General features: G+C 72.2%; 21 protein-coding genes. 15 read left to right on the plus strand and 6 right to left on the minus strand.

Features of this window, described 5'->3' with window-relative positions:
• Positions 1–27 precede the first annotated feature (27 nt).
• Genes AB0M54_RS43300 through AB0M54_RS43315 form a run of 4 tightly spaced genes read right to left on the minus strand, consistent with a single transcriptional unit; the run spans position 28 to position 6,486 of the window.
• A complete protein-coding gene (locus AB0M54_RS43300; protein ID WP_364318727.1) occupies positions 28–1,062 on the minus strand; it encodes a glycoside hydrolase family 6 protein in 1,035 nt (344 codons plus the stop codon).
• Entirely contained in the window at positions 1,062–2,999 is a 1,938-nt protein-coding gene (locus AB0M54_RS43305) for a galactose oxidase-like domain-containing protein (protein ID WP_364478368.1), read from the minus strand. The genes AB0M54_RS43300 and AB0M54_RS43305 overlap by 1 nt, the downstream gene beginning before the upstream one ends.
• Entirely contained in the window at positions 2,996–4,720 is a 1,725-nt protein-coding gene (locus tag AB0M54_RS43310) for a glycosyltransferase family 2 protein (RefSeq protein ID WP_364318731.1), read from the minus strand. Before AB0M54_RS43310 ends, AB0M54_RS43305 begins: the two co-directional genes overlap by 4 nt.
• Positions 4,717–6,486: an enoyl-CoA hydratase-related protein gene (locus tag AB0M54_RS43315; protein WP_364478371.1), complete on the minus strand. Its 1,770-nt coding sequence runs from the start codon at positions 6,484–6,486 to the stop codon at positions 4,717–4,719. Before AB0M54_RS43315 ends, AB0M54_RS43310 begins: the two co-directional genes overlap by 4 nt.
• A gap of 208 nt (positions 6,487–6,694) precedes the next feature.
• Between AB0M54_RS43315 and mfd the strand changes: the two genes are divergently transcribed.
• From mfd to AB0M54_RS43335, 4 genes are read left to right on the plus strand one after another with little or no spacing between them, the layout of a single operon-like run.
• Complete coding sequence (mfd, locus tag AB0M54_RS43320; RefSeq protein WP_364478374.1) at positions 6,695–10,324, plus strand: transcription-repair coupling factor; 3,630 nt, start codon at positions 6,695–6,697, stop codon at positions 10,322–10,324.
• Positions 10,325–10,346: 22 nt separating this feature from the next.
• Positions 10,347–11,081, plus strand: coding sequence for a hypothetical protein (locus AB0M54_RS43325; protein ID WP_364318737.1), 735 nt, complete (start codon positions 10,347–10,349; stop codon positions 11,079–11,081).
• Complete coding sequence (locus AB0M54_RS43330) at positions 11,081–12,013, plus strand: MazG family protein (protein ID WP_364318739.1); 933 nt, start codon at positions 11,081–11,083, stop codon at positions 12,011–12,013. Before AB0M54_RS43325 ends, AB0M54_RS43330 begins: the two co-directional genes overlap by 1 nt.
• A 9-nt stretch (positions 12,014–12,022) precedes the next feature.
• A complete protein-coding gene (locus AB0M54_RS43335; RefSeq protein ID WP_364478380.1) occupies positions 12,023–13,609 on the plus strand; it encodes a DUF885 domain-containing protein in 1,587 nt (528 codons plus the stop codon).
• A gap of 73 nt (positions 13,610–13,682) precedes the next feature.
• On the opposite strand, the gene AB0M54_RS43340 is transcribed toward AB0M54_RS43335, so the two are convergent.
• Positions 13,683–14,351 (minus strand): hypothetical protein, encoded by a 669-nt coding sequence (locus AB0M54_RS43340; protein WP_364318743.1) that lies wholly within the window; start codon positions 14,349–14,351, stop codon positions 13,683–13,685.
• A 40-nt stretch (positions 14,352–14,391) separates the two neighbouring features.
• Positions 14,392–15,051, minus strand: coding sequence for a hypothetical protein (locus AB0M54_RS43345; RefSeq protein WP_364318744.1), 660 nt, complete (start codon positions 15,049–15,051; stop codon positions 14,392–14,394).
• A gap of 168 nt (positions 15,052–15,219) precedes the next feature.
• Between AB0M54_RS43345 and eno the strand changes: the two genes are divergently transcribed.
• From eno to AB0M54_RS43400, 11 genes are all read left to right on the plus strand, one after another.
• On the plus strand, positions 15,220–16,503 hold the full coding sequence (gene eno / locus AB0M54_RS43350) for a phosphopyruvate hydratase (protein WP_364318746.1): 1,284 nt from the start codon (positions 15,220–15,222) through the stop codon (positions 16,501–16,503).
• Positions 16,504–16,599: 96 nt separating this feature from the next.
• Positions 16,600–17,181, plus strand: a complete 582-nt coding sequence (locus AB0M54_RS43355) for a septum formation initiator family protein (protein ID WP_364318748.1) — start codon at positions 16,600–16,602, stop codon at positions 17,179–17,181.
• Positions 17,182–17,667, plus strand: coding sequence for a DUF501 domain-containing protein (locus tag AB0M54_RS43360; RefSeq protein WP_364318749.1), 486 nt, complete (start codon positions 17,182–17,184; stop codon positions 17,665–17,667).
• Positions 17,664–18,161 (plus strand): amino-acid N-acetyltransferase, encoded by a 498-nt coding sequence (locus AB0M54_RS43365; RefSeq protein ID WP_364318751.1) that lies wholly within the window; start codon positions 17,664–17,666, stop codon positions 18,159–18,161. The genes AB0M54_RS43360 and AB0M54_RS43365 overlap by 4 nt, the downstream gene beginning before the upstream one ends.
• Positions 18,158–19,063 carry a Ppx/GppA phosphatase family protein gene (locus tag AB0M54_RS43370; RefSeq protein WP_364478383.1) on the plus strand — a complete coding sequence of 302 codons (906 nt, stop codon included), beginning with the start codon at positions 18,158–18,160 and terminating at the stop codon, positions 19,061–19,063. Before AB0M54_RS43365 ends, AB0M54_RS43370 begins: the two co-directional genes overlap by 4 nt.
• Positions 19,064–19,169: 106 nt before the next feature.
• Positions 19,170–19,499: a PadR family transcriptional regulator gene (locus AB0M54_RS43375; protein WP_364318755.1), complete on the plus strand. Its 330-nt coding sequence runs from the start codon at positions 19,170–19,172 to the stop codon at positions 19,497–19,499.
• Positions 19,496–20,416 (plus strand): hypothetical protein, encoded by a 921-nt coding sequence (locus AB0M54_RS43380; RefSeq protein ID WP_364318757.1) that lies wholly within the window; start codon positions 19,496–19,498, stop codon positions 20,414–20,416. The genes AB0M54_RS43375 and AB0M54_RS43380 overlap by 4 nt, the downstream gene beginning before the upstream one ends.
• An 18-nt stretch (positions 20,417–20,434) precedes the next feature.
• A complete protein-coding gene (locus AB0M54_RS43385; protein ID WP_364478386.1) occupies positions 20,435–20,803 on the plus strand; it encodes a hypothetical protein in 369 nt (122 codons plus the stop codon).
• Complete coding sequence (locus AB0M54_RS43390; protein WP_364318761.1) at positions 20,800–21,537, plus strand: uracil-DNA glycosylase; 738 nt, start codon at positions 20,800–20,802, stop codon at positions 21,535–21,537. The genes AB0M54_RS43385 and AB0M54_RS43390 overlap by 4 nt, the downstream gene beginning before the upstream one ends.
• A gap of 10 nt (positions 21,538–21,547) precedes the next feature.
• Entirely contained in the window at positions 21,548–22,252 is a 705-nt protein-coding gene (locus AB0M54_RS43395; protein WP_364478389.1) for a DUF4129 domain-containing protein, read from the plus strand.
• Positions 22,249–22,857, plus strand: a complete 609-nt coding sequence (locus tag AB0M54_RS43400; RefSeq protein ID WP_364478392.1) for a hypothetical protein — start codon at positions 22,249–22,251, stop codon at positions 22,855–22,857. Before AB0M54_RS43395 ends, AB0M54_RS43400 begins: the two co-directional genes overlap by 4 nt.
• Positions 22,858–22,859: the final 2 nt, after the last annotated feature.

Consider the following 22,859-nt stretch of genomic DNA (forward strand, 5'->3'; position numbering starts at 1 on the left):
GGGCCGGTTCCTCAGCGGGCCGGTTCCTCAGCGGGCCAGGTCGAGGGCGTACTCCGGCCACCACACGCCGGCCGGCGGGGCGTCCGGGCCGCAGGCGCCGTCGGACTCGCCGGGGCGTTTGATCCACAGGTAGGCGTCGACCAGGGCGTGACCCGTGCGCCGGGTCGGCGCCTCGCCCAGCTTGCGGCCGGGCGGATTGCACCAGTGCTGGTCGCCCGCGCCGGGCCGGGCCGGGCCGTTGCCGTTGCGGCTGGTGTCGATGACGAAGTGGGCGCCGCCGAGGATGCGGGACAGGGCCGTGCCGTAGCGGACGTTGGCCGTGGTGGTCTCGAAGTTGGCCACGTTCAGGGCGAAGCCGTGCGACCGCGCGATGCCGGCCTTGCGCAGGCCGGCCGTCATCTTCGCCGGTGACCTGATCCAGGACGGGTTGCCCGCGTCCAGGTAGACCGTCACGCCGGACACCGCCCGCAGGGTGTCGACCGCGTGTGCCAGCAACGCGTAGCGCTCGGCCGTCCGGGTGTCGGACAGGCACCCCTGCACGGCCTGCGCCACCGCGTCCGGCTCCAGGACCACCACCGCGCGATGCCCGTCCAGGGCGGTGGCCAGGGCCGCGATCCAGTCGCGGTACGCCGGGCCGTCCGGCGCCCCGCCCGCCGACTGGCCGCCGCAGTCCCGGTGCGGGATGTGGTAGAGCGTCAGCACCGGCAGCCGGCCGGCCCGGGCGGCGTCACCGACCAGGGTCTGGGCGCGCACCGCGAACCCGGGCTCGGCGTCGGCGAACCAGGTGGCGACCGGCCGGTCCGCGATCTTCCGCAGCAGCGCCGCGTCGGCCGTACGCCCGGTCTGCTCCCAGGCCCGCACCTGCTCGGCGGCCGCACCCGCCGGGTCCACATAGAACTCCGAGGCGGGCACGGTGTGTGAGGGCATGGGAGACGCGGGCGATGAGTAGACCGGCGGTTCGGGCGAGCTGGCCACCACGAGGGAGGCGCCCACGGCCACGGCGGCGAGGGCGACCGAAACCGCGAGCCACGCCCGCCGCCCCACCCGGGCGTGGGTCGCCATCAGCGCACCTTCACCCAGCGGCCGGCCGACGGCACACCGCGATCGTCGACCAGGAACACCATGTACCAGCCGGACGGCACCAGCCCGCGGCCGGACGGGACGGTGAGGGTGACGCCGCCGGGCGCCGCGGCCACGGACGCTGCGACCGAACGCTGGTCGACGTCGGTGACATGGGTGACCGCGCTGGGCCGCATCAGCCGCGCCCCGACGATCCGGCGCGGGGACGGCGTTCCGAAGAAGGCCTTGCCGCCGCGGCTGATCGACGCCGGGCCGCTGGTCAGAGCGGGCCGCGCGCCGCGGAACAGGTAGGGCGGGCTGAACACCTCGACGCGCTGCTCGAAGGTGCCGGGATTGCGGCCGGTGCGGTCGTAGAGCGGGTCGCTGCCCATGGTGATCACCCGGCCGTCGGGCAGCAGGATCGCCTCGGAGTGGTAGTTGCGCCCGACGGTCGAGTCGGCCAGCCGCTCGAAGCGGTTCGTGGTCGGCCGGTAGAGCTGGGCGTTGAACAGGTCGCTGCGCGCCCGGCCCTGGTAGGCGCCGCCCCGGTAGCCGGACGAGCCGCCGGTGGTGAGCACCGAGTCGTCCGGCAGCAGGACGGTGCTGAGGTAGCGCGCGGGGGCCGGCAGGTCGGGTCCCGGGCGGTAGCGCGGCCGGTTCTGGGTGAGGTCGATGACGTCGGTCCGCGCGGTCGACACCGGCGACTCGCCCACCTCGCCGCCGCCGAGGATCATCACCTTCTGCTTCTGGGCCGGCGCCAGCAGCACCGACGAGCTGGTCTCGGTCATCTGCGGTTGCCGCAGGCCGGCCACGTCGGAGAAGCGGTTGGTGCGCACGTTCCAGATGCCGGGGGTACGCCCGACGGTGTCCGAGCCGTACCCGGAGTTGGAGCCCGAGTAGAACAGCCGCCCGTCGGCCATCAGATGCAGTGACGGGTACGTCGGGAACACCCGCTTCAGCTCCGGCGCCGCGGTCCAGCGCCGGGTGGCCGGGTCGTACTTCTCGTTGTCGCCGGGCAGGATCCTGCCGAACTCGTCCAGACCGGACACGGCCAGCACGTTGCCGCCGGGCAGTTCGGTCAGCGTCGGATACCAGCGGTGCTTCACCAGGTCGCCGACCCGGACGTAGCGCTCGGTGCGCGGGTCGAACTCGTACGACGTCTTGTCGCCGCCGTACTCCTGCTTCTCCCGGGTGATCTTGTCGGCCAGCCCGTAGACATCGCCGCTCAGGTCGGCGACCCGGTACTGGGCCGGCCGCCGGACGATCGGCGCGTTGCCGGCCAGCTCGGCGTCGACCCACACCTCGGCCTGGCCGGCGTGCACCATCCACTGCCGGCCGTGCTGCATCTTGGTCGCCGCGGGCACGGTCACGTCGGCGCGGGTGAGGTAGACGTACCCGGTCGGAGAGGTGACCCGGGTGCCCTTGGGGAAGAACCGCGGCCCCTGGTCGGGCGACTCATTCTTGATCTTGAGTACGCCGGCCGCGTGCTTGATGTCGGTTTCCAGCACCTCGTACGACTTGGTGCCGCCGGCGATCAGCAGGTTGCCGTTGGGCAGGAAAGTGTGTCCGGCGCAGAAGACGTCGGTCGGCGTCGGCACGTCGGTGAACGTGTCGGTGGCCGGGTCGAACAGGATCGTCCGGAAGGTGCCGGCCTGGAACGCCTCCCGGTTGTTGCCGCTGCCCGCGATGATCAGCACCTTCCCGGTGTTGAGCAGCGCGGCGTGGATGGCGTTGACCCGGAACTCGGGGGGCACGGGCAGCCGGGCCCAGTGGCCGTAACGCTCCTTGTAGGACTGCCGGTTGATGCTGAACTCGTGGAACGCCTCGCTTCCGGCGGCGACCATCGGGCGGTTCACCACGGCGACGACGCCGAGTACCGCGAGCGCGACCAGGCCGCTCGCCAGCCGGCGGGCGAGAGTGGGGCGGGGGCGGGGCTTCACGCTGTTCCTCCCTTTCGCAAGGCCCAGACGATCGTGGGCGTGAGACAGATGACGATGTTGACCGCGGGCCACACCCACATGGCGCCGTCCACGTGCCCGGCCAGCGGCGCGATCAGCAGCAGAGCGGCGTAGAAGGCGGCCCAGACCAGGCCGTGGCGGAAGGTGGCGAGCCGGTCCGGGCTGGCCGAGTCGCCCTTGGGCGTGACCACAAAACCGGCCTTGCGGCGCAGCAGCGCGCCGGCGTACGACGCCACGTAGATCGGCGCGCACAGGGTGGAGACCAGCATCCCGGACAGCCCGGACGAGCCGGCCTCCTCGTGCGGGCTGATGTTGTGCCGCCGGTTGAAGACGTACAGGCCGACCTGGAACAGCGCCGCGTCGACGTACAGCATCAGCCACACCTGATGCGGAACCTGCACCCCCTCGGCGCCCAGCACCAGGTAGCAGGCGGCGTTGGCCGCACCGAGGAGCCAGGCCAGCGCGGTCAGCGGGTAGTACGACATCAGCAGGCCGTAGTGCAGCGCCCGGCCCAGGCCGAGCCGCGGGATCATCCGCGCGAACTGCCGGACCACCACCTCGTCGGTGCCGCGCGACCAGCGGTGCTGCTGGCTGAAGTAGTCGGTCCAGGTGGACGGGCCCTCGCCGACGGCCAGCACGTCCGGGGTGTAGACCGAGCGCCAGCGCCGGCCGGTGGCCGGGTTCCGGGTCGCGTGCACGACCAGGCTGGTGGCCATGTCCTCGGTGATCGAGTCCTGCAGGCCGCCGATCGAGGTGAGGGCCTTGATCCGGACAGCGTTGTTGGTGCCGACCAGCATGGCGATGCCGCGCCGGTTGCCGGCCCGCTGGAGCAGGGAGTGGAACAGGTACTGCTGCGACTCGGCCCAGCGGGTCACCACGTTGTCGTAGTTGCCGTAGATCTGCGGGCCCACCACGAACGCCACGTCCGGGTCGCGGAAGTAGCCGAGCAGCCGCTCGCAGAAGTTCGGTTGCGGCACGTGGTCCGGGTCGACCGACACGAAGACGTCGTACGCGTCGCCGTGCTCGCGTACCCAGGAGTTGTAGTTGCCGTGCTTGGTCCGGGCCTTGAACTCGCCCGCGGCGGTGTTGCGATCGGGCCGGCCCTTGCGGGTGAAGTGCCGCACGCCGAGGCGCCCGCACATCGCCTTCACCTCGGCGTCGTCGCCCTCGTCAAGCAGCCACACCTCGTACGGCCCGGCGTGCCGGACGTCGATCGCGGCCCGCAACGTGCGCTCGACCATTTCGACCGGTTCCTTGCCCGGCACGATCGTGGTCAGGAAGGCCACCCGCAGCGTCGCGTCCGGCACGATCGGCCGCGGATCCCGCGCCCACAGCGTGGACAGGCACAACGTCACGACGTTGACCAGCCGGAACAGCTCGATCAGGGCGGTCGCCGCGATCATGAAGACGGTCGCGGCGTAGAGCATCGGGCGCAGGTCGTGGTCGGGCACCTCGATCTTGAGCAGCAGCCAGCCGAAGAACGTGCTCTCGAAGGCGAACGCGAACACGGTGATCAGCAGGGTGAGGAACGGGCGGCGGCGGGACAGCCGGCGCATCTCCACCCGGCCGCCCGCCTCCTCGGCGGTGGCGGCCGGGCCGGCCAGCACGCTGTACGCGCTGTAGCCGTAGCGCTGGGGCAGCTTGACGGTCTTGGCGGTGAGCGCCCGTACGGCGGCCGGGTCCAGGGGTGGTTTGAGGCTCACGCGGACACGGGCACGGCCGGGCGGACCGCGGGCCGGCCGTCGCCGTCGTCGGTGATCCGGGGCCGGGCGATCGGCCTACCCGGGCCGGCCGGCGTCATCAGCAGCCGGTCCGGCGTGGAGGCCGGCCGCTGCTTGCTCACGAACGCGCGGCGGGCGGCGGCGAACCCGGACCGGTCGGCCCACATGTCCCGGCTCATCTCGGCCAGCTCGCGGGCCTCGTACACGTCCAGCGGCACCCGCTCACCGGACAGCCGCCGGGCCTTGGCCGCGCGCCTCGCCTTGGCGGCCCGCGGCTCGGCCAGCTCGGCGGCCAGCTCGGCCAGCCACTCCGTGTACGCCTCGGGGTGCCGCGGGCCGACCTCGTCGACCAGCCCCAGCGACGCCGCCTGTCCGGCGCTGACCGGCAGTTTGTCGTCGATCAGCCGCTGGGCCGTCTCCGCGCCGACCCGGCGGGGGAGTGAGTACGTGTGCAGCTCCGACCCGTACAGGCCGATGTCGTAGTAGGGGTTGAGGACGATCCCGGAGCGGGCCGCGACCACGTCGGCGCCGAGCCCGAGCATCACCCCGCCGGCGCCGGCGCTGCCCGCGTACCCGGCGATCACCACCTGCCGCGTGCACGTGATGATCTCCCGGCACACCTCGTTGACGGCCCGGATGGTGGCCCACGCGGCGGCAGCCGGGTCCGGGGCGGCGTCGATGACGTTCAGGTGGATGCCGTTGCTGAACGAGTCGGTGCCGCCGCGCAGCACCAGCACGTCGGTGCTCTGCGCGGCGGCGTGCCGGAGGGCCGCGAGTAATCGCCGGCAGTGCCCGGCCGACATCGCGCCGTTGTAGAAGTCGAACGTCAGCCAGCCCACCCGGCCGGCCCGCCGGTAGCGGATCTGCCGGTACGCGGCCGGCGACTCCGGCTCGACGCCCGGGGGCAGGGGAGCGTCCGGCACGTCGCGCAGCCGTTTGCCGAGCAGCCGCGCGGCGGGCAGCTTGACGCCGTCCGGCACGCGCAGGTGGCCCAGCCAGAGGCTGCCGTCGCCGGTGCCGACCAGCACCGCGCCCTGCCGGCGGCGCAGCAGCGTGCCGGGCGGGCCGGTGCGGGCCGGGCCGCGGTGCGCGTCGTAGGCGAAGACATCGAGCCCGGCCACCGAGGTCCGCACACCGGGTGCGCCGTCGGCCGCGCGGATCCGCCGCAGAATGTCCTCCGTCGGGTCGGCCCAGTCGAACGCGCGGTCCTCCTGGCGCATCGCCGGGCGCAGCCGGGTGCCGGGCACCTCGGTCGGCATGTCGTCGGTGGGCACCGGCTGGAAGTCCGGGTCGGCCGCCTTGGCCAGGACCTCGGCCACGCACTCCAGGGCGGCGTCGGCCACCGGGCCGGTGTAGAGCGACGACTTGCGCGGCGGGGCCGCGGGAAGGGGGAACGTGCGGGTGGCCCAGATCGGCCCGGCGTCCATCTCCTCGACCGCCTGGAGCGCGGTCACGCCCCAGCGGCGCGCGCCGTCGGCGATCGCCCAGTCCAGTGAGGACGGGCCGCGGTCGCCGACCGGGCCGGGATGGATGATCACGGTGCGCCAGTTCTGCCACACCTCGGCCGGCACCCGTTCCTTGAGGAACGGGCACAGGATGAGGTCGGGACGCGCGGCGCGTACCCCCTCGATCATGTCTTTCGGACTCGTGGCGAGCAGGACACCGACGTCATGATCGGCCTCGCGCAGCGTGCACCACACACGTTGGCTCAGGCCGTTGAAAGCTGAGACGAGCAATAAGATGCGCAAAGCTCGATTCGTCATCAGCACTGTCCTCCCCGGAAATTGGCAACAGTGATCGGGGAGTCTTGGTTACGTATAGACGGCCATGTCGGACATGTTGTCCGATAGCGGTGACTCACGTTTCCTGCTCGCGGGGCGGACTAAGCTGGGTGGCGTACCCCCCGTCCTTCCTGGGCGTGGGGCTGCTCGCCGTGCCTGCTTAGGAGTTCCTTCCGTGCAACTGTCCGGTCTGATCCCGGCCGCCCTGCGCGACCGTGGGCTCGCCCGCTCCCGTGACCTCGCTCGTAAGGGCGGGGTCGACTCCGACGCCCTCGACCTCACCGCGCCCGCCTCGCTGCGCCCGTTCGTGGTCGCCGCCGTCGCCTCGCCGGCCGACAGTGGCGGCGCCTCGCGGCCGGTGCTCGCGGTCACCGCCACCAGCCGCGAGGCCGACGACCTGGCCGACGCGCTCGGCTGCCTGATCGACCCGGCCGCGGTGGCGGTCTACCCGTCGTGGGAGACGCTGCCGCACGAGCGGTTGTCGCCACGCTCCGACACCGTCGGCCGGCGGCTGGCCGTGCTGCGACGGCTGGCCCACCCGGCGCCCGGCGAGGCGTTGCGGGTCATCGTGGCGCCGGTCCGCAGCCTGCTTCAGCCGCAGCTCAAGGGCCTCGGCGACCTCGAGCCGGTGGAGCTGACGACCGGCGGCGAGGCCGAGCTCGAGGCGATCGCGCGGCGGCTCACCGACATGGCGTACGCCCGGGTCGACCTGGTCACCAAGCGTGGCGAGTTCGCGGTCCGGGGCGGCATCCTGGACGTCTTCCCGCCGACCGACGAACACCCGTCCCGGGTCGAGTTCTGGGGCGACGAGATCGAGGAGATCCGCACCTTCGCGGTGGCCGACCAGCGGACCATCGACCCGGTGCGGCGGCTGTGGGCGCCGCCCTGCCGCGAGCTGCTGCTGACGCCCGAGGTGCGGACCCGGGCCTTCGAGCTGGCCGTGGAACACCCGGAGCTGGGCGAGATCCTCGACAAGCTGTCCGACGGCATCCCGGTCGAGGGGATGGAGTCGCTGGCGCCGGCCCTGCTCCAGGGGACGGACAGCATGGAGCTTCTGATCGACTGCATGCCACCGGGAACGCATGTGCTGCTCTGCGACCCGGAGCGGATCCGGACCCGGGCGCACGACCTGACGCGTACCTCGGCCGAGTTCCTCGAAGCCTCCTGGGCCGCGGCCGCCGTGGGTGGGCAGGCGCCGATCGACGTGGGGGCGGCGGCGTTCCGGACCCTGGCCGACGTGCGGTCGCACGCCACCACGTTGCACCAGCCATGGTGGACGGTGTCGCCGTTCGGCCTGGCCTCCGAAGAACCTGACCGATCCGACGAAACGCCGTGGCTCGCAACCGAGACCGTCGAAGTCTCGCCGGATCTGGGCGATGCGATCGCTCTGTCGGCCCAGCCGGTGCCGCTCTATCACGGTGACACCGCGCGTCTCGCTGCCGATCTGTCCGGATGGGTGACCGACGGCTGGGCGATCGCGCTGGTCTTCGAGGGGCACGGCACCGCCCAGCGCGCCACCGAGCTGCTGCGCGACGCCGGCCTCGGCGTCACCCCGGTGGACAGCATCCCGGCCGCGATCGAGCCGGGCCAGCTGCTGATCACCTGCGGCGGGCTCAACCACGGCTTCGTCGACGAGCCGGCCCGGCTCGCGATCATCACCGGCAACGACATCTCCGGCGGGCGCGGCGCCAGCACCAAGGACATGCGCAAGATGCCGTCCCGGCGGCGCAACACGATCGACCCGCTCGAGCTCAAGATGGGCGACCACGTCGTGCACGAACAGCACGGCATCGGCCGCTACATCGAGCTCGTCCAGCGGGTGGTCAACGGCGCCGAGCGGGAGTACCTGGTCATCGAGTACGCGCCGTCCAAGCGGGGCCAGCCCGGCGATCGGCTGTTCGTGCCCACCGACCAGCTCGACCAGCTCTCCCGCTACGTCGGTGGCGAGTCGCCGACGCTGCACAAGATGGGCGGCTCGGAGTGGCAGAAGAGCAAGGCGCGGGCGCGGAAGGCGGTGCGCGAGATCGCCGCCCAGCTCATCCAGCTGTACGCCGCCCGGCAGGCGTCCCAGGGCCACGCGTTCGGGCCGGACACGCCGTGGCAGCGCGAGCTGGAGGACGCGTTCCCCTACACCGAGACGCCGGACCAGCTCTCGGCGATCCACGAGGTCAAGGACGACATGGAGAAGGCGGTCCCGATGGACCGGCTGATCTGCGGCGACGTCGGTTACGGCAAGACCGAGATCGCGGTCCGGGCGGCGTTCAAGGCGGTGCAGGACGGCAAGCAGGTGGCCATCCTGGTGCCCACCACCCTGCTGGCCCAGCAGCACTTCAACACGTTCACCGAGCGGATGAACCAGTTCCCGGTGGAGATCCGGCAGCTGTCCCGGTTCCAGACCCCGACCGAGGCCAAGCACACCCTGGAGAAGGCGGCCGACGGCACCGCCGACATCCTGATCGGCACCCACCGGCTGCTGGCCAACTCGACCCGGTTCAAGAACCTCGGCCTGATCATCGTGGACGAGGAGCAGCGGTTCGGCGTCGAGCACAAGGAACAGCTCAAGGCGCTGCGCGCGTCGGTCGACGTGCTGACCATGTCGGCCACCCCGATCCCGCGGACGCTGGAGATGGCGATCACCGGCATCCGGGAGATGTCCACGATCGCCACCCCGCCGGAGGAACGGCACCCGGTGCTCACCTTCGTCGGCGGGTACGACGACAAGCAGGTCGCCGCGGCCATCCATCGCGAGCTGCTCCGTGACGGCCAGGTGTTCTTCCTGCACAACCGGGTCGAGTCGATCGACCGGGCGGCCCGCCGGCTGCGCGAGCTGGTGCCCGAGGCGCGAATCGCGGTGGCGCACGGGCAGATGGGTGAGGACGCCCTGGAGAAGGTCATGGTCGGCTTCTGGGAGAAGGAGTTCGACGTGCTCGTCTCCACCACCATCGTGGAGTCCGGCATCGACATCCCGAACGCCAACACGCTCATCGTCGAGCGCGCCGACCTGCTCGGCCTCTCCCAGCTGCACCAGATCCGCGGCCGGGTCGGCCGGGGCCGCGAGCGGGCGTACGCCTACTTCCTCTACCCGCGTGAGAAGCCGCTGACCGAGCAGGCGCACGAGCGGCTGGCCACCATCGCCCAGCACACCGAACTGGGCGCCGGCATGTACGTGGCGATGAAGGACCTGGAGATCCGCGGCGCCGGCAACCTGCTCGGCGGCGAGCAGTCCGGGCACATCGAGGGCGTCGGCTTCGACCTCTACGTGCGGATGGTCGGCGAGGCGGTGCAGCAGTTCAAGGGGGAGCGGCCGGAGGAGGAGACCGAGGTCAAGATCGACCTGCCGGTGGACGCGCACCTGCCGACCGAATACATCAACGTGGAACGGCTGCGGCTGGAGATGTACCGGAAGCTGGCCGAGGCACGGGACACCGCCCGCCTCGACGAGGTGGTCGCCGAGATGACCGACCGGTACGGCGAGCCGCCCGAGCCGGTCGCGAACCTGATCGCGGTGGCCCGGTTCCGGCAGCTCGCCCGCACCTACGGCCTGACCGATGTCTCCGTACAGGGGAAGCACCTGCGTTTCTCGCCCCTGCCGCTGCTCGACTCGAAGCAGATGCGGTTGAAGCGGTACCACCCCGACTCCGTCTACAAGTCGGTCAACGACCAGGTCAGCGTGCCCCGGCCGATGACCCGGCGGGTCGGCGGCGAACCGCTGCGCGACCAGGCGCTGCTCCAGTGGTGTGCGCAGCTGCTGAAGGACGTGCTCGGGGAGCCCGCCACTTCCGGGGGTCGCCAGCATGCCTCCTGAGGGACGTGAGAGAGTCATCGGCATGCAGCGTGCCCGCCGTCTCGCGTCCGTCGCCGTCGCCGCCGCCCTGGCCATCGGCGGGCTGTCCGCCTGCCGGTCCGAGCCCGACGTGGCCGCCTACATCGGCGACCGGACGATCTCGGTGGCCGACGCGCAGCACGTCTTCGACGACCTGACGGCCAAGAAGGCCGCCCAGCCGGCCGCCGCGGGCGCCTCCGGGGCACCCGCCCCGGCGCCGGTGAGCATGCCCGAGGTGGTCAGCGCGATGGTCACCCACGACCTGGTCACCCGGGTCGCGAAGGCGAAGAACGTGCGGCTCCCGGCCGACGTGCCGCTTCAAGAGATCGGCGCCAGCATCGGCGTGCCCGGCAACGCGGAATACGTCCGCCTCTACGGCGAGAGCCGCCTGCTGCTGAACAGCCTGCTCCAGGCCGCACAGCCGGGCACCCCGCCGGACGCCGACGTCAAGCACGTGTTCGAGGTCTTCGAGGAGACCGGTCAGATGAAGCCCGGCCTGACCTATCAAGAGTTCAAGTCCAGCGTGTCGGCCGAGGCGCTGCAGACGCTGGGCCGCGCGCTGAACGTCAAGAAAGACCTGCAGACCGAGTGGGACAAGGCCGACCTGAAGATCAACCCGCGGTTCGCGAGCGGCGAGATCCCGGTGTACGCCGAGAACGGCCCCGACAACAAGCCGCTCAACCTGGTGTCCATCCCGCTGGTCGACCAGGACGACGCGACGGTGCTGAACAAGTCCTGATGCCCGGTCGCATCGTCCTGCTGGTCACGTCGCCGCGGCTACCGACCGGCCTGCTGACCGCGGCGGCCTGGGACCTGGTCCGGGCCCATCCGGTGTACTCGGCCGCCGCCGGCGACGCCTGGGTTGCGGCCGGTGTGCCGGTGACCGTCCTGGGCCCGGATGTCGAGGCGCTGGTCGGCGAGCTCGCGACCCACGAGACCGTGGTCTGGCTGGCCGGCCCGACCGGCGACCAGGACTTCGCCCGGCAGCTCGGTCTCCGGCTGGCCCGCGAGCCTCAGCTCGCCGAGATGGAGCTGATGTACGGCTCCTGGGACCCGCCCGGCGCCCGCCTGCTCGACGCCGTCGCCGTGATGGACCGACTGGCCTCGCCCGGCGGCGACCCGTGGAAACTGCAGCAGACCCATCAGAGCCTGGCCCAGTACCTGCTCGAGGAGGCCTACGAGGCCTACGACGCGATCGCCGAGAACGACCTCGACGCCCTGCGCGAGGAGCTCGGCGACGTGCTGCTCCAGGTCGTGCTGCACGCCCGCCTGGCCGAGAACCTGCCGGGCGAGTCGGCCTGGAACGTCGACGACGTGGCCGGCACCCTGGTCGACAAGATGATCCGCCGCAACCCGCACGTCTTCGCCGGCGAGCAGGTCGACTCGGTCGAGAACATCATCGACAACTGGGAACGCATCAAGAAGCAGGAGAAGGCGCGCGACTCGGCCCTGGACGGCGTGGCCCTGTCCCAGCCGGCGCTGGCCCTGGCGGCCAAGATCCTGCAGCGCACGTCCCGCGCCGGCCTGTCCGTGCCGCTGCCGGCCGACGACTCGCTGGGTTCGACGCTGCTCCGGCTGGTGGCCGAGGCGCGCGAGGCCGGCGGCGATCCCGAGCAGGCGCTGCGCGAGGCCACCCTGGCCTACGCCGCGCGGGTGCGCGCCGCCGAGTAGGTTGCTGACATGCCGGACTTCGTGGACACCGCCGAGCGGATCGTTGACGCGCTCCTGGAGAGCGACCCGCGCCTGGCCTCCTACGTCGGGGACCACCGCTACGACGATCGGTTGCCCGACCTGTCGCCGGGGGCCGTGGCCGAGCGGGTCACCATGCTCCGTGAGGCCGCCGACGCGCTGGCCGGCATCGACCCGGACGCGTTCGACGCCGAGGAGCAGGTCGACCACGCGATCCTCTCGGCCCGGGTCGAGCGGGGGCTGTTCGAGCTGACCGACGTGCGCGAGCACGAGTGGAACCCGCTGCTGCACAACCCCGGCGGACTGCTCCACGGGCTGATCGCCCGGCCCTTCGCGCCGCTGCCCGAGCGGCTGGCCAGCCTCGGGGGCCGGCTCGCGGCGATCCCCGACGCGCTGGCCACCGCCCGCGCGGTGCTGCGGGACATGCCGCGGATCCACGTGGAGACGGCGATCGGCCAGTTCGCCGGGGTCGCCCGGCTGATCGAGGGCCAGGTGCCCGGCCTGCTCGACCGGGAGCCGGCGTTGCGGGCCGCGGTCGAACCGGCCGCCGCCGCCGCGACCGCCGCCCTGGCCGAGTTCGGCGACTGGCTGCGCACCCGGCTGGACGTGCCCGGCCGCGACCCTCGCCTGGGCCGCCGGCTGTGGGAGGCGCGGCTGTGGCACACGCTCGACACCGAGCTGCCCGCGGCCGAGGTGCTGTCCCGGGCCCGGCGCAACGTGGAGGCGGCCGGGGCCGAGCTTCGGGAGCTGGCCGCCGGCGGGTCGGTGCGCGAGGCGCTCGCCCGGCTCGCCGACGATCACCCGGACGGCGACACGATCGTCGGCCTGGCCCGGATCAGCCTGGACGAGGCGACCGCGTTCGTCCGCGACCACGACCTGCTGACGCTGGTCGACGACCCGCTGGTGATCGAGGAGATGCCGGAGTTCGCCCGCGGGGTGGCCGTCGCCTACTGCGACTCACCCGGGGCGTTCGAGCCGGCCGGGCTGCCCACGTTCTACTGCATCGCGCCCGCGCCCGGTGACTGGTCGCCGGAGCGGGCCGAGTCGCTCTACCGCGAGTACAACGACCACATGGTCCGCAACCTGACCGTGCACGAGGCCATGCCGGGCCACTTCCTGCAGATCGCGCATGCGCGCCGGTTCCGCGGCCGCACCCGGGTCCGGGCCATCGGCGGTTCCGGTCCGTTCGTCGAGGGCTGGGCCGTGTACGCCGAGGAGCTGATGGCCGGCCTCGGCTTCGGCGGCCTGCCGGTGCGCATGCAACAACTCAAGATGCAGCTGCGCACCAGCCTCAACGCCGTCCTCGACCAGTTGGTCCACTGCGAGGACCTGTCCGAGGCCGAGGCGATGGCCCTGATGACGGACGTCGGCTTCCAGGAGGCGGGGGAGGCGGCCGGCAAGTGGCGGCGGGCCCTGCTCACCTCGACCCAGCTCTCCACCTACTTCGTCGGCTACACCGAGATCGCGGCCATCGCCGCCGGCCGCCCGTTCGGCGCGACGCCCAAGGCCTGGCACGACGCGATGCTCGCGCACGGCTCCCCGCCGCCGCGCCACCTGCGCACGCTGCTGGGCGTCTGACCGCCCCCGAAGTGGCTGGGCCGTGTTTCATAACCCGGCCACGCCGCAGCCCTGGCCGGGTTATGAACACCGCCTAGGGGAAGCGGGCGCCCGGCGGCGGGGTGAAGGCCGTGTATCGGGCCGTGGGGTCGTACTCGGTCATGGTCATGTCGGCCTGCCGGCCGGCGATCATGCCCTTGAAGCTGCCCAGCACGCCGTCGTTGGTGACGCAGACGCCGAGGTCACGGGCGGCCGCGTTGTCGATGCCGGTCAGGTCGAGGCAGGTGGCGTGGTGACCGGCGATGGTGGTGTCGCGAGGGGCGATCGTGACGTTCTGGTCGAGGGCCGCCGTGTTCAGCAGCTTGATCACCACGGGCGGCGGGACGAGGCCGGTGGACTGGACCGCGGACAGCGCCGGCGGCAGCGAGCCGGTCGCGGGCGGGCTGGTCAGCGTGCAGGCCGGCCGGGAGGCGCCGCGGCAGTCGGTGACCTCGGACGAGCTGACGACGAGGCGGCCGCCCGGATAGTCGTACCCCTGCCGCAGGGGTTTCTGCGCCTGGGTGAACGTGGCCGTGGTGCCGCCGGCCAGGTGGTAGCCGGCCGTGTAGGTGAGGCCGGCCGAGGCGGTGAGCTGGGTCACCATCGCGCCGACCAGGTCGTTCCCGGCCAGGCCCTGGGCCGACGCGGCCGGCAGGTCGCCGCAGCCGGTGAGCAGCAGCCAGCCGGCGAGGAGCGCGGGGAGGGCGCGGCGGATGGCTGGCACGTGCAACACCTAAGCGGATCGGGCACCACGGTGCAAACCGCTATCCCGCGCTCCGGGCGCGCGTCAGCACCTGCTGCCGCATGACGTACCGGCGGATCTGCTGGGCCTGGTGCTCGTCCGGCTGGAGGGTGGCGACGACCTCCACGCTCATCGGGCCGTGGACCGGGACGGTCTGCCGCAGCGACGCGATCTTGCCGGTCAGGGCGGCGACGTCGACCAGTTCGTCGTCGAGCTGCACGCGCAGCCGGATCTCCTCCCGCTCGGCCAGGATGATGTCCTCGAAGTGGGCACGGACGCCCTGCTCGCTGATGTCGCGGATCCAGCCGTACACGTCGGGCAGGCCCGGCCGGCGCAGCATCACCTGTTCCCCGCCGCCGCCGCGGACGAAGTTGCGCTGCTGCTCGATCTCGGCCCGGCCGATCGGGCGGACCTGGATCCGGTTCTCGTCGACCTGGGCGACGTGCACCGGCAGGGAGTAGCGGCCGCGGATGCCGGCCGGCCACCGGAGGGTGACGTTCGAGCCGGCCTGGGGCACGGCCGCCAGGGCGAGCGACAGGGTGAGCAGGCCGGACTCGGTCGCGACCACGCGGACGCCGGGCACCGGGTCGCAGCACGCCGCGGTGAGTTCGACGTCGGCGCCGGCCTCGGGAAGCACGTGTTCGCTCATGCTGGCCGACATCGGCCGCCCGGCCACCGGCATGAGGGAAATCCGTGCCGCATATCGGACAAAAAACAGCCGCTGACATGGCGGGCCCGCGGGCTCGATACCCTTCCGGTGACGAAGTAGCCATGATGCCCCGGCGACGCGACGAAGGGCCCCGGGAGCGCGACACAGGCAACCGTACGAGCACAAGGAGCCACACGACAGATGGCCACCATCGAAGTGATCGTCGCCCGGGAGATCCTCGACTCGCGAGGCAACCCCACCGTCGAGGTCGAGGTCGGGCTGGACGACGGCTCGATCGGCCGCGCCGCGGTTCCGTCCGGCGCGTCCACCGGCGCGTTCGAGGCGATCGAGCTGCGCGACGGCGACAAGGGCCGCTACCTGGGCAAGGGTGTGACCAAGGCGGTCGAGAACGTCGAGGAGCAGATCGCCGAGCAGCTGATCGGCTACGAGGCCGACGAGCAGCGCCTGATCGACGCCAAGATGCTCGAGCTGGACGGCACCCCGGACAAGTCGGAGCTGGGCGCCAACGCGATCCTCGGCGTGTCGCTGGCCGTGGCCAAGGCCGCCGCCCTCTCGGCGCAGCTGCCGCTCTACCGCTACCTGGGTGGCCCGAACGCTCACCTGCTGCCGGTCCCGATGATGAACATCCTCAACGGCGGCGCCCACGCCGACTCGAACGTCGACGTGCAGGAGTTCATGGTCGCGCCGATCGGCGCCGCCACGTTCTCCGAGGCGCTCCGCACCGGCGCCGAGGTCTACCACGCGCTGAAGTCGGTGCTGAAGAAGAAGGGTCTGTCCACCGGGCTGGGCGACGAGGGCGGCTTCGCGCCGAGCCTGCCGACCAACGCGGCCGCGCTCGACCTGATCGCCGAGGCCGTGCAGGCCGCCGGCTTCACCCTGGGCACCGACATCGTGCTGGCCATGGACGTGGCCGCGACGGAGTTCTACAAGGACGGTTCGTACGTCTTCGAGGGCGCTCCCAAGTCGTCCGAGGAGATGATCAACTACTACGCCAAGCTGGCCGAGACGTACCCGATCGTCTCCATCGAGGACCCGCTGTCCGAGGAGGACTGGGCCGGCTGGAGCGCGATGACCGCGCAGCTCGGCGACAAGATCCAGATCGTCGGCGACGACCTGTTCGTCACCAACCCGACCCGGATCGGCCGCGGCATCGCCGAGAAGGCCGCCAACGCCGTGCTGGTCAAGGTGAACCAGATCGGCTCGCTGACCGAGACGGTGGACGCGGTCGACCTGGCCCACCGCAACGGCCTCAAGACGATGATGAGCCACCGGTCCGGTGAGACCGAAGACGTCACCATCGCCGACCTCGCCGTCGCGGTCGGCTCCGGCCAGATCAAGACCGGCGCGCCGGCCCGGTCCGACCGGGTCGCCAAGTACAACCAGCTCCTGCGCATCGAGGAGCAGCTGGGCGACGCGGCCCGGTACGCCGGAGCGGGCGCGTTCCCGCGTTACCGCACCGCGTAGTCCCGCATCGTCGGATCATGGAGTTGTGGCATCGACGCGCCGGGGCATAGGTTCGCGGTGGCAGGTGCCGCAACTCCATGACGGGGGAGGGCAGGGATGACGCAGCGCCGCACGCCGAGCGGCCAGGGTCCGGCGCGCCGCCCCGGCCGCGCGTCCCGCCCCACGCAGCGTGTTCGCGTGCGCGACACGTCGTCCACCCGGGTCGAGCCGCGGGTGGCCCGGCAGGCCCGCCCGATGGCCGCGAAACGCACCGCGGCGACCAAGGGCGCGGCCGCCAAACGCACCGTCGCGCCCCGGCCCCGGGCGATCACCGGCCGGGCCACGGTCATGATCGCGGTGCTGGTGGCGCTGGTGCTGGCCTACACGTACCCGCTGCGGGTCTATCTCGCCCAGGAATCGCAGATCGCCAAGATGGAGCAGGCGCAGGAGATCCAGCGCCGGCTCATCGCCGAGAAGGCGGACGAGGTCGCGCTCTGGTCGGACGAGGAGTACGTGGTGGCCCAGGCGCGCGAGCGTTTCTACTACGTACGCCCCGGTGAGACCCCGCTGATCGTGCTGAACGACCCGGCCGGCGCCGCCCGGGACGCCGGTCGCGCACCCGCCGCCGCCGCACCCGACCGCTGGTACGACACCCTGTGGTCCAGCGTGCAAGCAGCCAATTCGGAGCCTCGAAACTAGATGGAATCCCCCCAGCCGGCCGACCTGGACGTTGTCGAGTCGCAGCTCGGCCGCCGCCCCCGTGGCACCCGAGCGATCGCCCACCGCTGCCCGTGCGGCAATCCCGACGTGGTGGAGACCTCGCCGCGGCTGGCCGACGGCACGCCGTTCCCGACGCTGTACTACCTGACCTGTCCGCACGCGACGGCGGCGTGCAGCCGGCTGGAGTCGGCCGGGGTGATGCGTGACATGCAGGAACGGCTCGCCACCGATCCGGAGCTGGCCGCCCGCTACGCCAAGGCGCACGAGGACTATCTGGCCCGGCGGACCGAGATCGAGGACGTGCCCGAGATCGCCCGGGTGTCGGCCGGCGGGATGCCCGACCGGGTGAAGTGCCTGCACGTGCACCTCGCGCACGCGCTGGCGGCGGGACCGGGTGTGAACCCGTTCGGCGACGAGGTGCGCGACGCGATCGGCGAGTTCTGGTCCGAGGGCAAGTGCCGATGATCACCGTACGACGGGCGCGGACCAGCGACGTGAAGGCGATCCGCACGCTGGTCGACACCTACACCACCGATCGGCGGCTGCTCAGCAAGGCCACGGTCACGCTGTACGAGAGCGTCCAGGAGTTCTGGGTCGCCGCCGACCAGGACGACACCGTGGTCGGCTGCGGCGCGCTGCACGTGATGTGGGAAGACCTGGCCGAGATCCGTACGGTCGCGGTCGACCCCTTGCACCGCGGTGCCAAGATCGGCCACAAGATCGTCACCGAGCTGCTCGGGGTGGCGCGTGAGCTCGGGGTGGCCCGGGTCTTCTGCCTCACCTTCGAGACCCGGTTCTTCGGCTCCTTCGGGTTCACCGAGATCGACGGGGCGCCGGTGCCACACCCGGTCTACGAGCAGCTGCTGCGCTCGTACGACGAGGGTGTCGCCGAGTTCCTCGACCTGGAGCGGGTCAAGCCGAACACGTTGGGGAACACGCGAATGTTGTTGCATCTATGAGGGTCGCGGCGATCGACTGCGGCACCAACTCGATCCGTCTGCTGATCGCGGACGTGGACGGCGAGCGGCTGTCCGACGTGTCCCGCCGGATGGAGATCGTCCGGCTGGGCGAGGGCGTCGACCGCACCGGCCGGCTGGCTCCGGAGGCGATCGAGCGTACCCGTCAGGCCCTGCTCGGTTATGCCGCCGAGATCGCCGAGCTGGGCATCGACCGGGTGCGGATGGTCGCCACCTCGGCGTCACGAGACGCCAAGAACGCGGGCGAGTTCCGCGACATGGTGCGGTCGGTGCTGCGCGTCGACCCCGAGGTGATCACCGGCAACGAGGAAGCGGCGCTCTCCTTCGTCGGGGCGGTGCACGGGCTCACCGAGGACCCACCCTTCCTGGCGGTGGACATCGGCGGCGGCTCGACCGAGTTCGTCACCGGGGTGGCGGCGGTCGAGGCGGCGAGCTCGGTGAACATCGGCTGCGTGCGGATGACCGAGCGGCACAAGTTCGCCGACCCGCCGACGGCCAAGCAGATCGCGGCGGCCGAGAAGGACATCACCGCCCAGGTCGACAAGGCGCTCGCGGCCGTGCCGGGCCGGCTCGCGCACACGATGGTCGGGCTGGCCGGTTCGGTCACGACGGTGGCGGCTCTCGCTCTCGACCTGCCCGGGTACGACGCCGGCCGGATCCACCACGCCACGATCTCGTACGACCAGGTCGCCAAGGTCACCGCGAACCTGCTGGCGGCCACGGTGGCCGAGCGCCGCGCGCTGCCGGTGATGCATCCCGGCCGGGCCGACGTGATCGGCGCCGGCGCCCTGATCCTCCGCACGATCATGGAGCGGGCCGAGAAGCACGACGTGGTGGCCAGCGAGCACGACATCCTCGACGGCATCGCCTACGGCCTCGTCTGACCCCTCCAGCGGTAGCCCGGCGCGCCGTTTCGGCGGCGAATACCGTTCTGGGCCACCACTGTTCTGTTCTTGACGGTACTTCGCACTGCACAGTAGTGTGCGGTGCGTGGATGCGACGCAACTGCTCAAGGGCGTGCTCGACCTGGCCGTCCTGGCGGTGCTGCGGGACGAGGACGGGTACGGCTACGACATCCTCCGCCGGCTGCGGGTGGCCGGGCTGGAGGAGGTCGGCGACGCCTCCGTCTACGGCACGCTGCGACGCCTCTTCAACTCCGGGCTGCTGAACGCGTACGTGGTGCCCAGCGACGAAGGCCCACACCGCAAGTACTACGCCCTGAACGCCGCCGGACGAGCCGAGTTGCAGCACTCCGGCAAGATCTGGCAGGAGTTCTCAGCCACCATGGACGACCTTCTTCGCGAGCGGGGGACGGCGTGAACGCAACAGACACCGACATCGACGAGATCACGGCCTACGTCGAGGCGGTCCGCGCCGCGCTGGCCGGCCTGCCCGAGGAGGTCCGCGAGGGCCTGCTCGAGGACCTGCCGGAACACCTGGCCGAGGTGGTCGCCGACGACATCGGTACGCTCGCCGACCGGCTCGGCCCGCCGTCGGTGTACGCCGCCGAGCTGCTGGCCAGCGCCGGCTACGTCGGTGGCGGCTTCCCCGACCCGCCTCCGCCGCCGCGCAGGGCCACCCGGCTGCGCCGGGCGCGCGCCTCGCTCGGCGCCCGTGTGCGCGAGCTCGACGAGAGCTCCGGGCCGCTCTTCGGCCGGCCGAAGGCCAGCGACTTCCTGGCCCAGCTCCGTCCGGCGTGGTGGGTGCTGCGCGGCTACCTGGTCGCCATGGTGCTGGCCAGCGCCCTGGGCGACGGCAGCCAGATCGGCCTGCTGCCCCGGGTCGGCGGCAGCGACCTGGTGGCTCTCGGGATGCTCGCCACCTGCGTGTTGGCCTCGATCTGGTTCGGCCGCCGCCGGTTCCTGCTGAAGCGGCCGCTGCGGCTGATGCACACCGTCGGCACCGGCATCCTGGTGGTGGTCGCACTGGCCGGTTTCAGCGACGCCGACTCGGCCAGCCGGACCGATCCCTACATGAACGCCGGCTACTCCGATCCGTACAACGACGTTCGTGATGTCTTCGTCTATGACCGTGAGGGCAACCTGGTCGAGGGCGCGCGGCTGCTCGACCAGGAAGGTCAGCCGATCCGGCTGGGCGACCCGAACTGCTACGACGACCAGGGCTCGTACAGCCGGGGCGCTCCGGAGTCGGTCTACCCGTACTGCGCCGAGAACGCGCCGTTCCGATTGGGCAACAAGCCGGCGCCCGCCGCGCCCGCCCCCACACCGTCCGGCTGACGCGCTACCGTCCCATGCGTGCACGAGGCTGAACGTGGGTCGGTCGCCTTCAAGGTGACCATCCACATCCTGCTGGCGCTGGCCATCGGCATCTCGGTGCTGGCGGCCAAGGAGTTCCTCTTCGGCGACAAGGCCGGTGGCGCCCGGGCCGGCGACTGCGTGCACGGCACCAGCCGGGAGATCACCGCCGGCACCGCCGCCCGGGCCGAGGTGGTGCCGTGCGACTCGGCCGAGGCCGACTACGAGGTGGCCGGGCGGGTGAACGGCACGACCGACGCCGACGGGCCGGCCTGCGACACGTTCTTCAGCGAGGGTGAGAAGTTCATCGTCTATTCGAGTACGGGCAACGGCGGCTACCTGCTCTGCCTGCGCCGCCGCGCGTCATGACCGCGCGTACCCCCGACGACGTCGTGTCGCGGGCGGCGGAAGCGCCCGACCTGCCGCGACTCGACGCCGAGGTGGCGAACTGCTTCGCCTGCGACCGGCTGGTGGCCTGGCGCGAACAGGTCGCCGCCGAGCGCCGCGCCGCGTTCCGCGACCAGGAGTACTGGGGGCGCCCGGTGCCCGGGATGGGCCCGCCGGACGCGGCCGTCGGCATCCTCGGGCTGGCCCCGGCGGCGCACGGCGGCAACCGGACCGGGCGGATCTTCACCGGCGATCGCAGCGGCGACGTGCTCTTCGCCGCGCTGCACCGTGCCGGCCTGGCCAACCAGCCGCTCAGCGTCGACCGCGACGACGGCCTGACGATCGCGCACACCCGGATCTTCGCGGCGGTCCGCTGCGCCCCGCCGGACAACAAGCCGCTGCCGTCCGAGCGGGACACCTGCGCTCCCTGGCTGCATCGGGAGCTGTCCTTGATCAGACCCACGCTGCGGGTGGTCATCGCGCTGGGCGCGTTCGCCTGGGCCGCGTGGTGGCCGTCCTTGACCCGGGTGTACGGGCTCCGGCCGCCCGTTCCGCGGCCCAGGTTCGGGCACGGCGCCGAGGTCGCGATGCCCGGCGCGCCGGTCCTGCTGGGCTGCTATCACGTGTCCCAGCAGAACACCTTCACCGGTCGATTGACCCCGGCGATGCTCGACGAGGTGCTGGCCCGTGCCAAAGCTTTGGCGGGCCTGGCATGATTCGTGCTCGATGGACCTCGCCCGACTGCGTCGATGGTGGCCGCTGGCCGCCATCCTCGGCCTGCTCTTCCTCGCCTCGGTGGCGGCCACCCGGTCGCTGCCCCAGCTGGAGCGGATCCGGCCGGACGCGCCGCCCGAAGAGGCCGCCCCGTTGCTGCCGACCAAGCCGATCGCCACGAACCAGCCGTCCGCCGGCGGCGGGACGCCCCCGCCGTCCGACAGCGGCCTGCCCGCGTGGCTGACCACCGCGGCGCTGGTCGTCCTCGGCGTGGCCGCGCTGGTGCTGATCGGCCTGGTGGTCTGGGCGATCCTGCGCGACCAGGCCCGCCGTCGCGGCCGCCGGGCCCGGCCCGAGCGTGAGCGCACCGACCCGAACACCGCCGAAGACCTGGTCGCCGCGCTCGACGCCGGCATCGAGGAGCTCTCCGACACCGACCGTGACCCGCGCCGGGCGGTGATCGCCTGCTGGGTGCGGCTGGAACAGGCCGCCGCCTCGGCCGGCACGCCCCGGCACGCCGGGGACAGCCCCACCGACCTGGTCGGCCGGCTGCTGCGCGAACAGCAGGTGGACGCCGGCGTGCTGGCCGCGCTGCTCGAGGTCTACCGCCAGGCCCGCTACGCCACGCACACGGTCGACAACCAGATGCGCTCGCAGGCCCGATCGGCCCTGGAACGGCTCCGCGCCGACCTCGGCACCACCCAGGTGCCGTCATGACCCGCGAGGAAGGCGGCGACGGGCTCGACGCGCTGTTCCAGTACGCCGACGAGCAGCCCGCCCGCCGCGCCCCCGAGCCTGGGGTCAAGCGGCCGCCGTCCCGGGCCGGCTGGGTCGTGCGCAACCTGCTGCTGGTCGCCGTGGCCACCACGGTCACCGTGGCCGGCCTGCGGATGGCCGGCCTCAGCGTCCCGCTGCTGATCGTGGTGTCCGCGTTCGCCGCGTTGCGGCTGCTCATGCTGGCCGTCGCGGCGGTCTCGCCGCCCTCGTCGGCCCGGGTCACCAAGCGGGCCTCGGGTGAGGAACCGGGCGAATACCACTGGGCCGGCAGCGACTCGTTGCGGACCTCCGTGCGCCGGTGGGAACTCCGGCTGGACTGGTCGCAGTCGGACGCCGACCGGTTCTCGCGTAACGTGCTGCCGGTGCTCGCCGAGCTGACCGACGAGCGGCTGCGGCTGCGGCACGGCATCACCCGGTCGTCCGATCCGCGGCGCGCGCGCGAGCTGGTCGGTGAACCGCTCTGGCTGCTGCTGGCCGACCCCGGCCGGCGGCCGCCGAAACGGGCGGATCTGGCCGGCTATGTGGACGCACTCGAACGTCTGTGAAT

The organism is Actinoplanes sp. NPDC051470, assembly GCF_040682035.1.
Taxonomy (GTDB): domain Bacteria; phylum Actinomycetota; class Actinomycetes; order Mycobacteriales; family Micromonosporaceae; genus Actinoplanes.

Excerpts from the sequence above, each read along its gene's own strand:
- AB0M54_RS43300 (WP_364318727.1), bottom strand. The coding sequence starts at position 1,062 with ATGGCGACCCACGCCCGGGTGGGGCGGCGGGCGTGGCTCGCGGTTTCG.
- AB0M54_RS43325 (WP_364318737.1), top strand. The coding sequence starts at position 10,347 with ATGCAGCGTGCCCGCCGTCTCGCGTCCGTCGCCGTCGCCGCCGCCCTG.
- AB0M54_RS43330 (WP_364318739.1), top strand. The coding sequence starts at position 11,081 with ATGCCCGGTCGCATCGTCCTGCTGGTCACGTCGCCGCGGCTACCGACC.
- AB0M54_RS43335 (WP_364478380.1), top strand. The coding sequence starts at position 12,023 with ATGCCGGACTTCGTGGACACCGCCGAGCGGATCGTTGACGCGCTCCTG.
- AB0M54_RS43345 (WP_364318744.1), bottom strand. The coding sequence starts at position 15,051 with ATGCCGGTGGCCGGGCGGCCGATGTCGGCCAGCATGAGCGAACACGTG.
- eno (WP_364318746.1), top strand. The coding sequence starts at position 15,220 with ATGGCCACCATCGAAGTGATCGTCGCCCGGGAGATCCTCGACTCGCGA.
- AB0M54_RS43355 (WP_364318748.1), top strand. The coding sequence starts at position 16,600 with ATGACGCAGCGCCGCACGCCGAGCGGCCAGGGTCCGGCGCGCCGCCCC.
- AB0M54_RS43360 (WP_364318749.1), top strand. The coding sequence starts at position 17,182 with ATGGAATCCCCCCAGCCGGCCGACCTGGACGTTGTCGAGTCGCAGCTC.
- AB0M54_RS43365 (WP_364318751.1), top strand. The coding sequence starts at position 17,664 with ATGATCACCGTACGACGGGCGCGGACCAGCGACGTGAAGGCGATCCGC.
- AB0M54_RS43370 (WP_364478383.1), top strand. The coding sequence starts at position 18,158 with ATGAGGGTCGCGGCGATCGACTGCGGCACCAACTCGATCCGTCTGCTG.
- AB0M54_RS43390 (WP_364318761.1), top strand. The coding sequence starts at position 20,800 with ATGACCGCGCGTACCCCCGACGACGTCGTGTCGCGGGCGGCGGAAGCG.
- AB0M54_RS43395 (WP_364478389.1), top strand. The coding sequence starts at position 21,548 with ATGGACCTCGCCCGACTGCGTCGATGGTGGCCGCTGGCCGCCATCCTC.
- AB0M54_RS43400 (WP_364478392.1), top strand. The coding sequence starts at position 22,249 with ATGACCCGCGAGGAAGGCGGCGACGGGCTCGACGCGCTGTTCCAGTAC.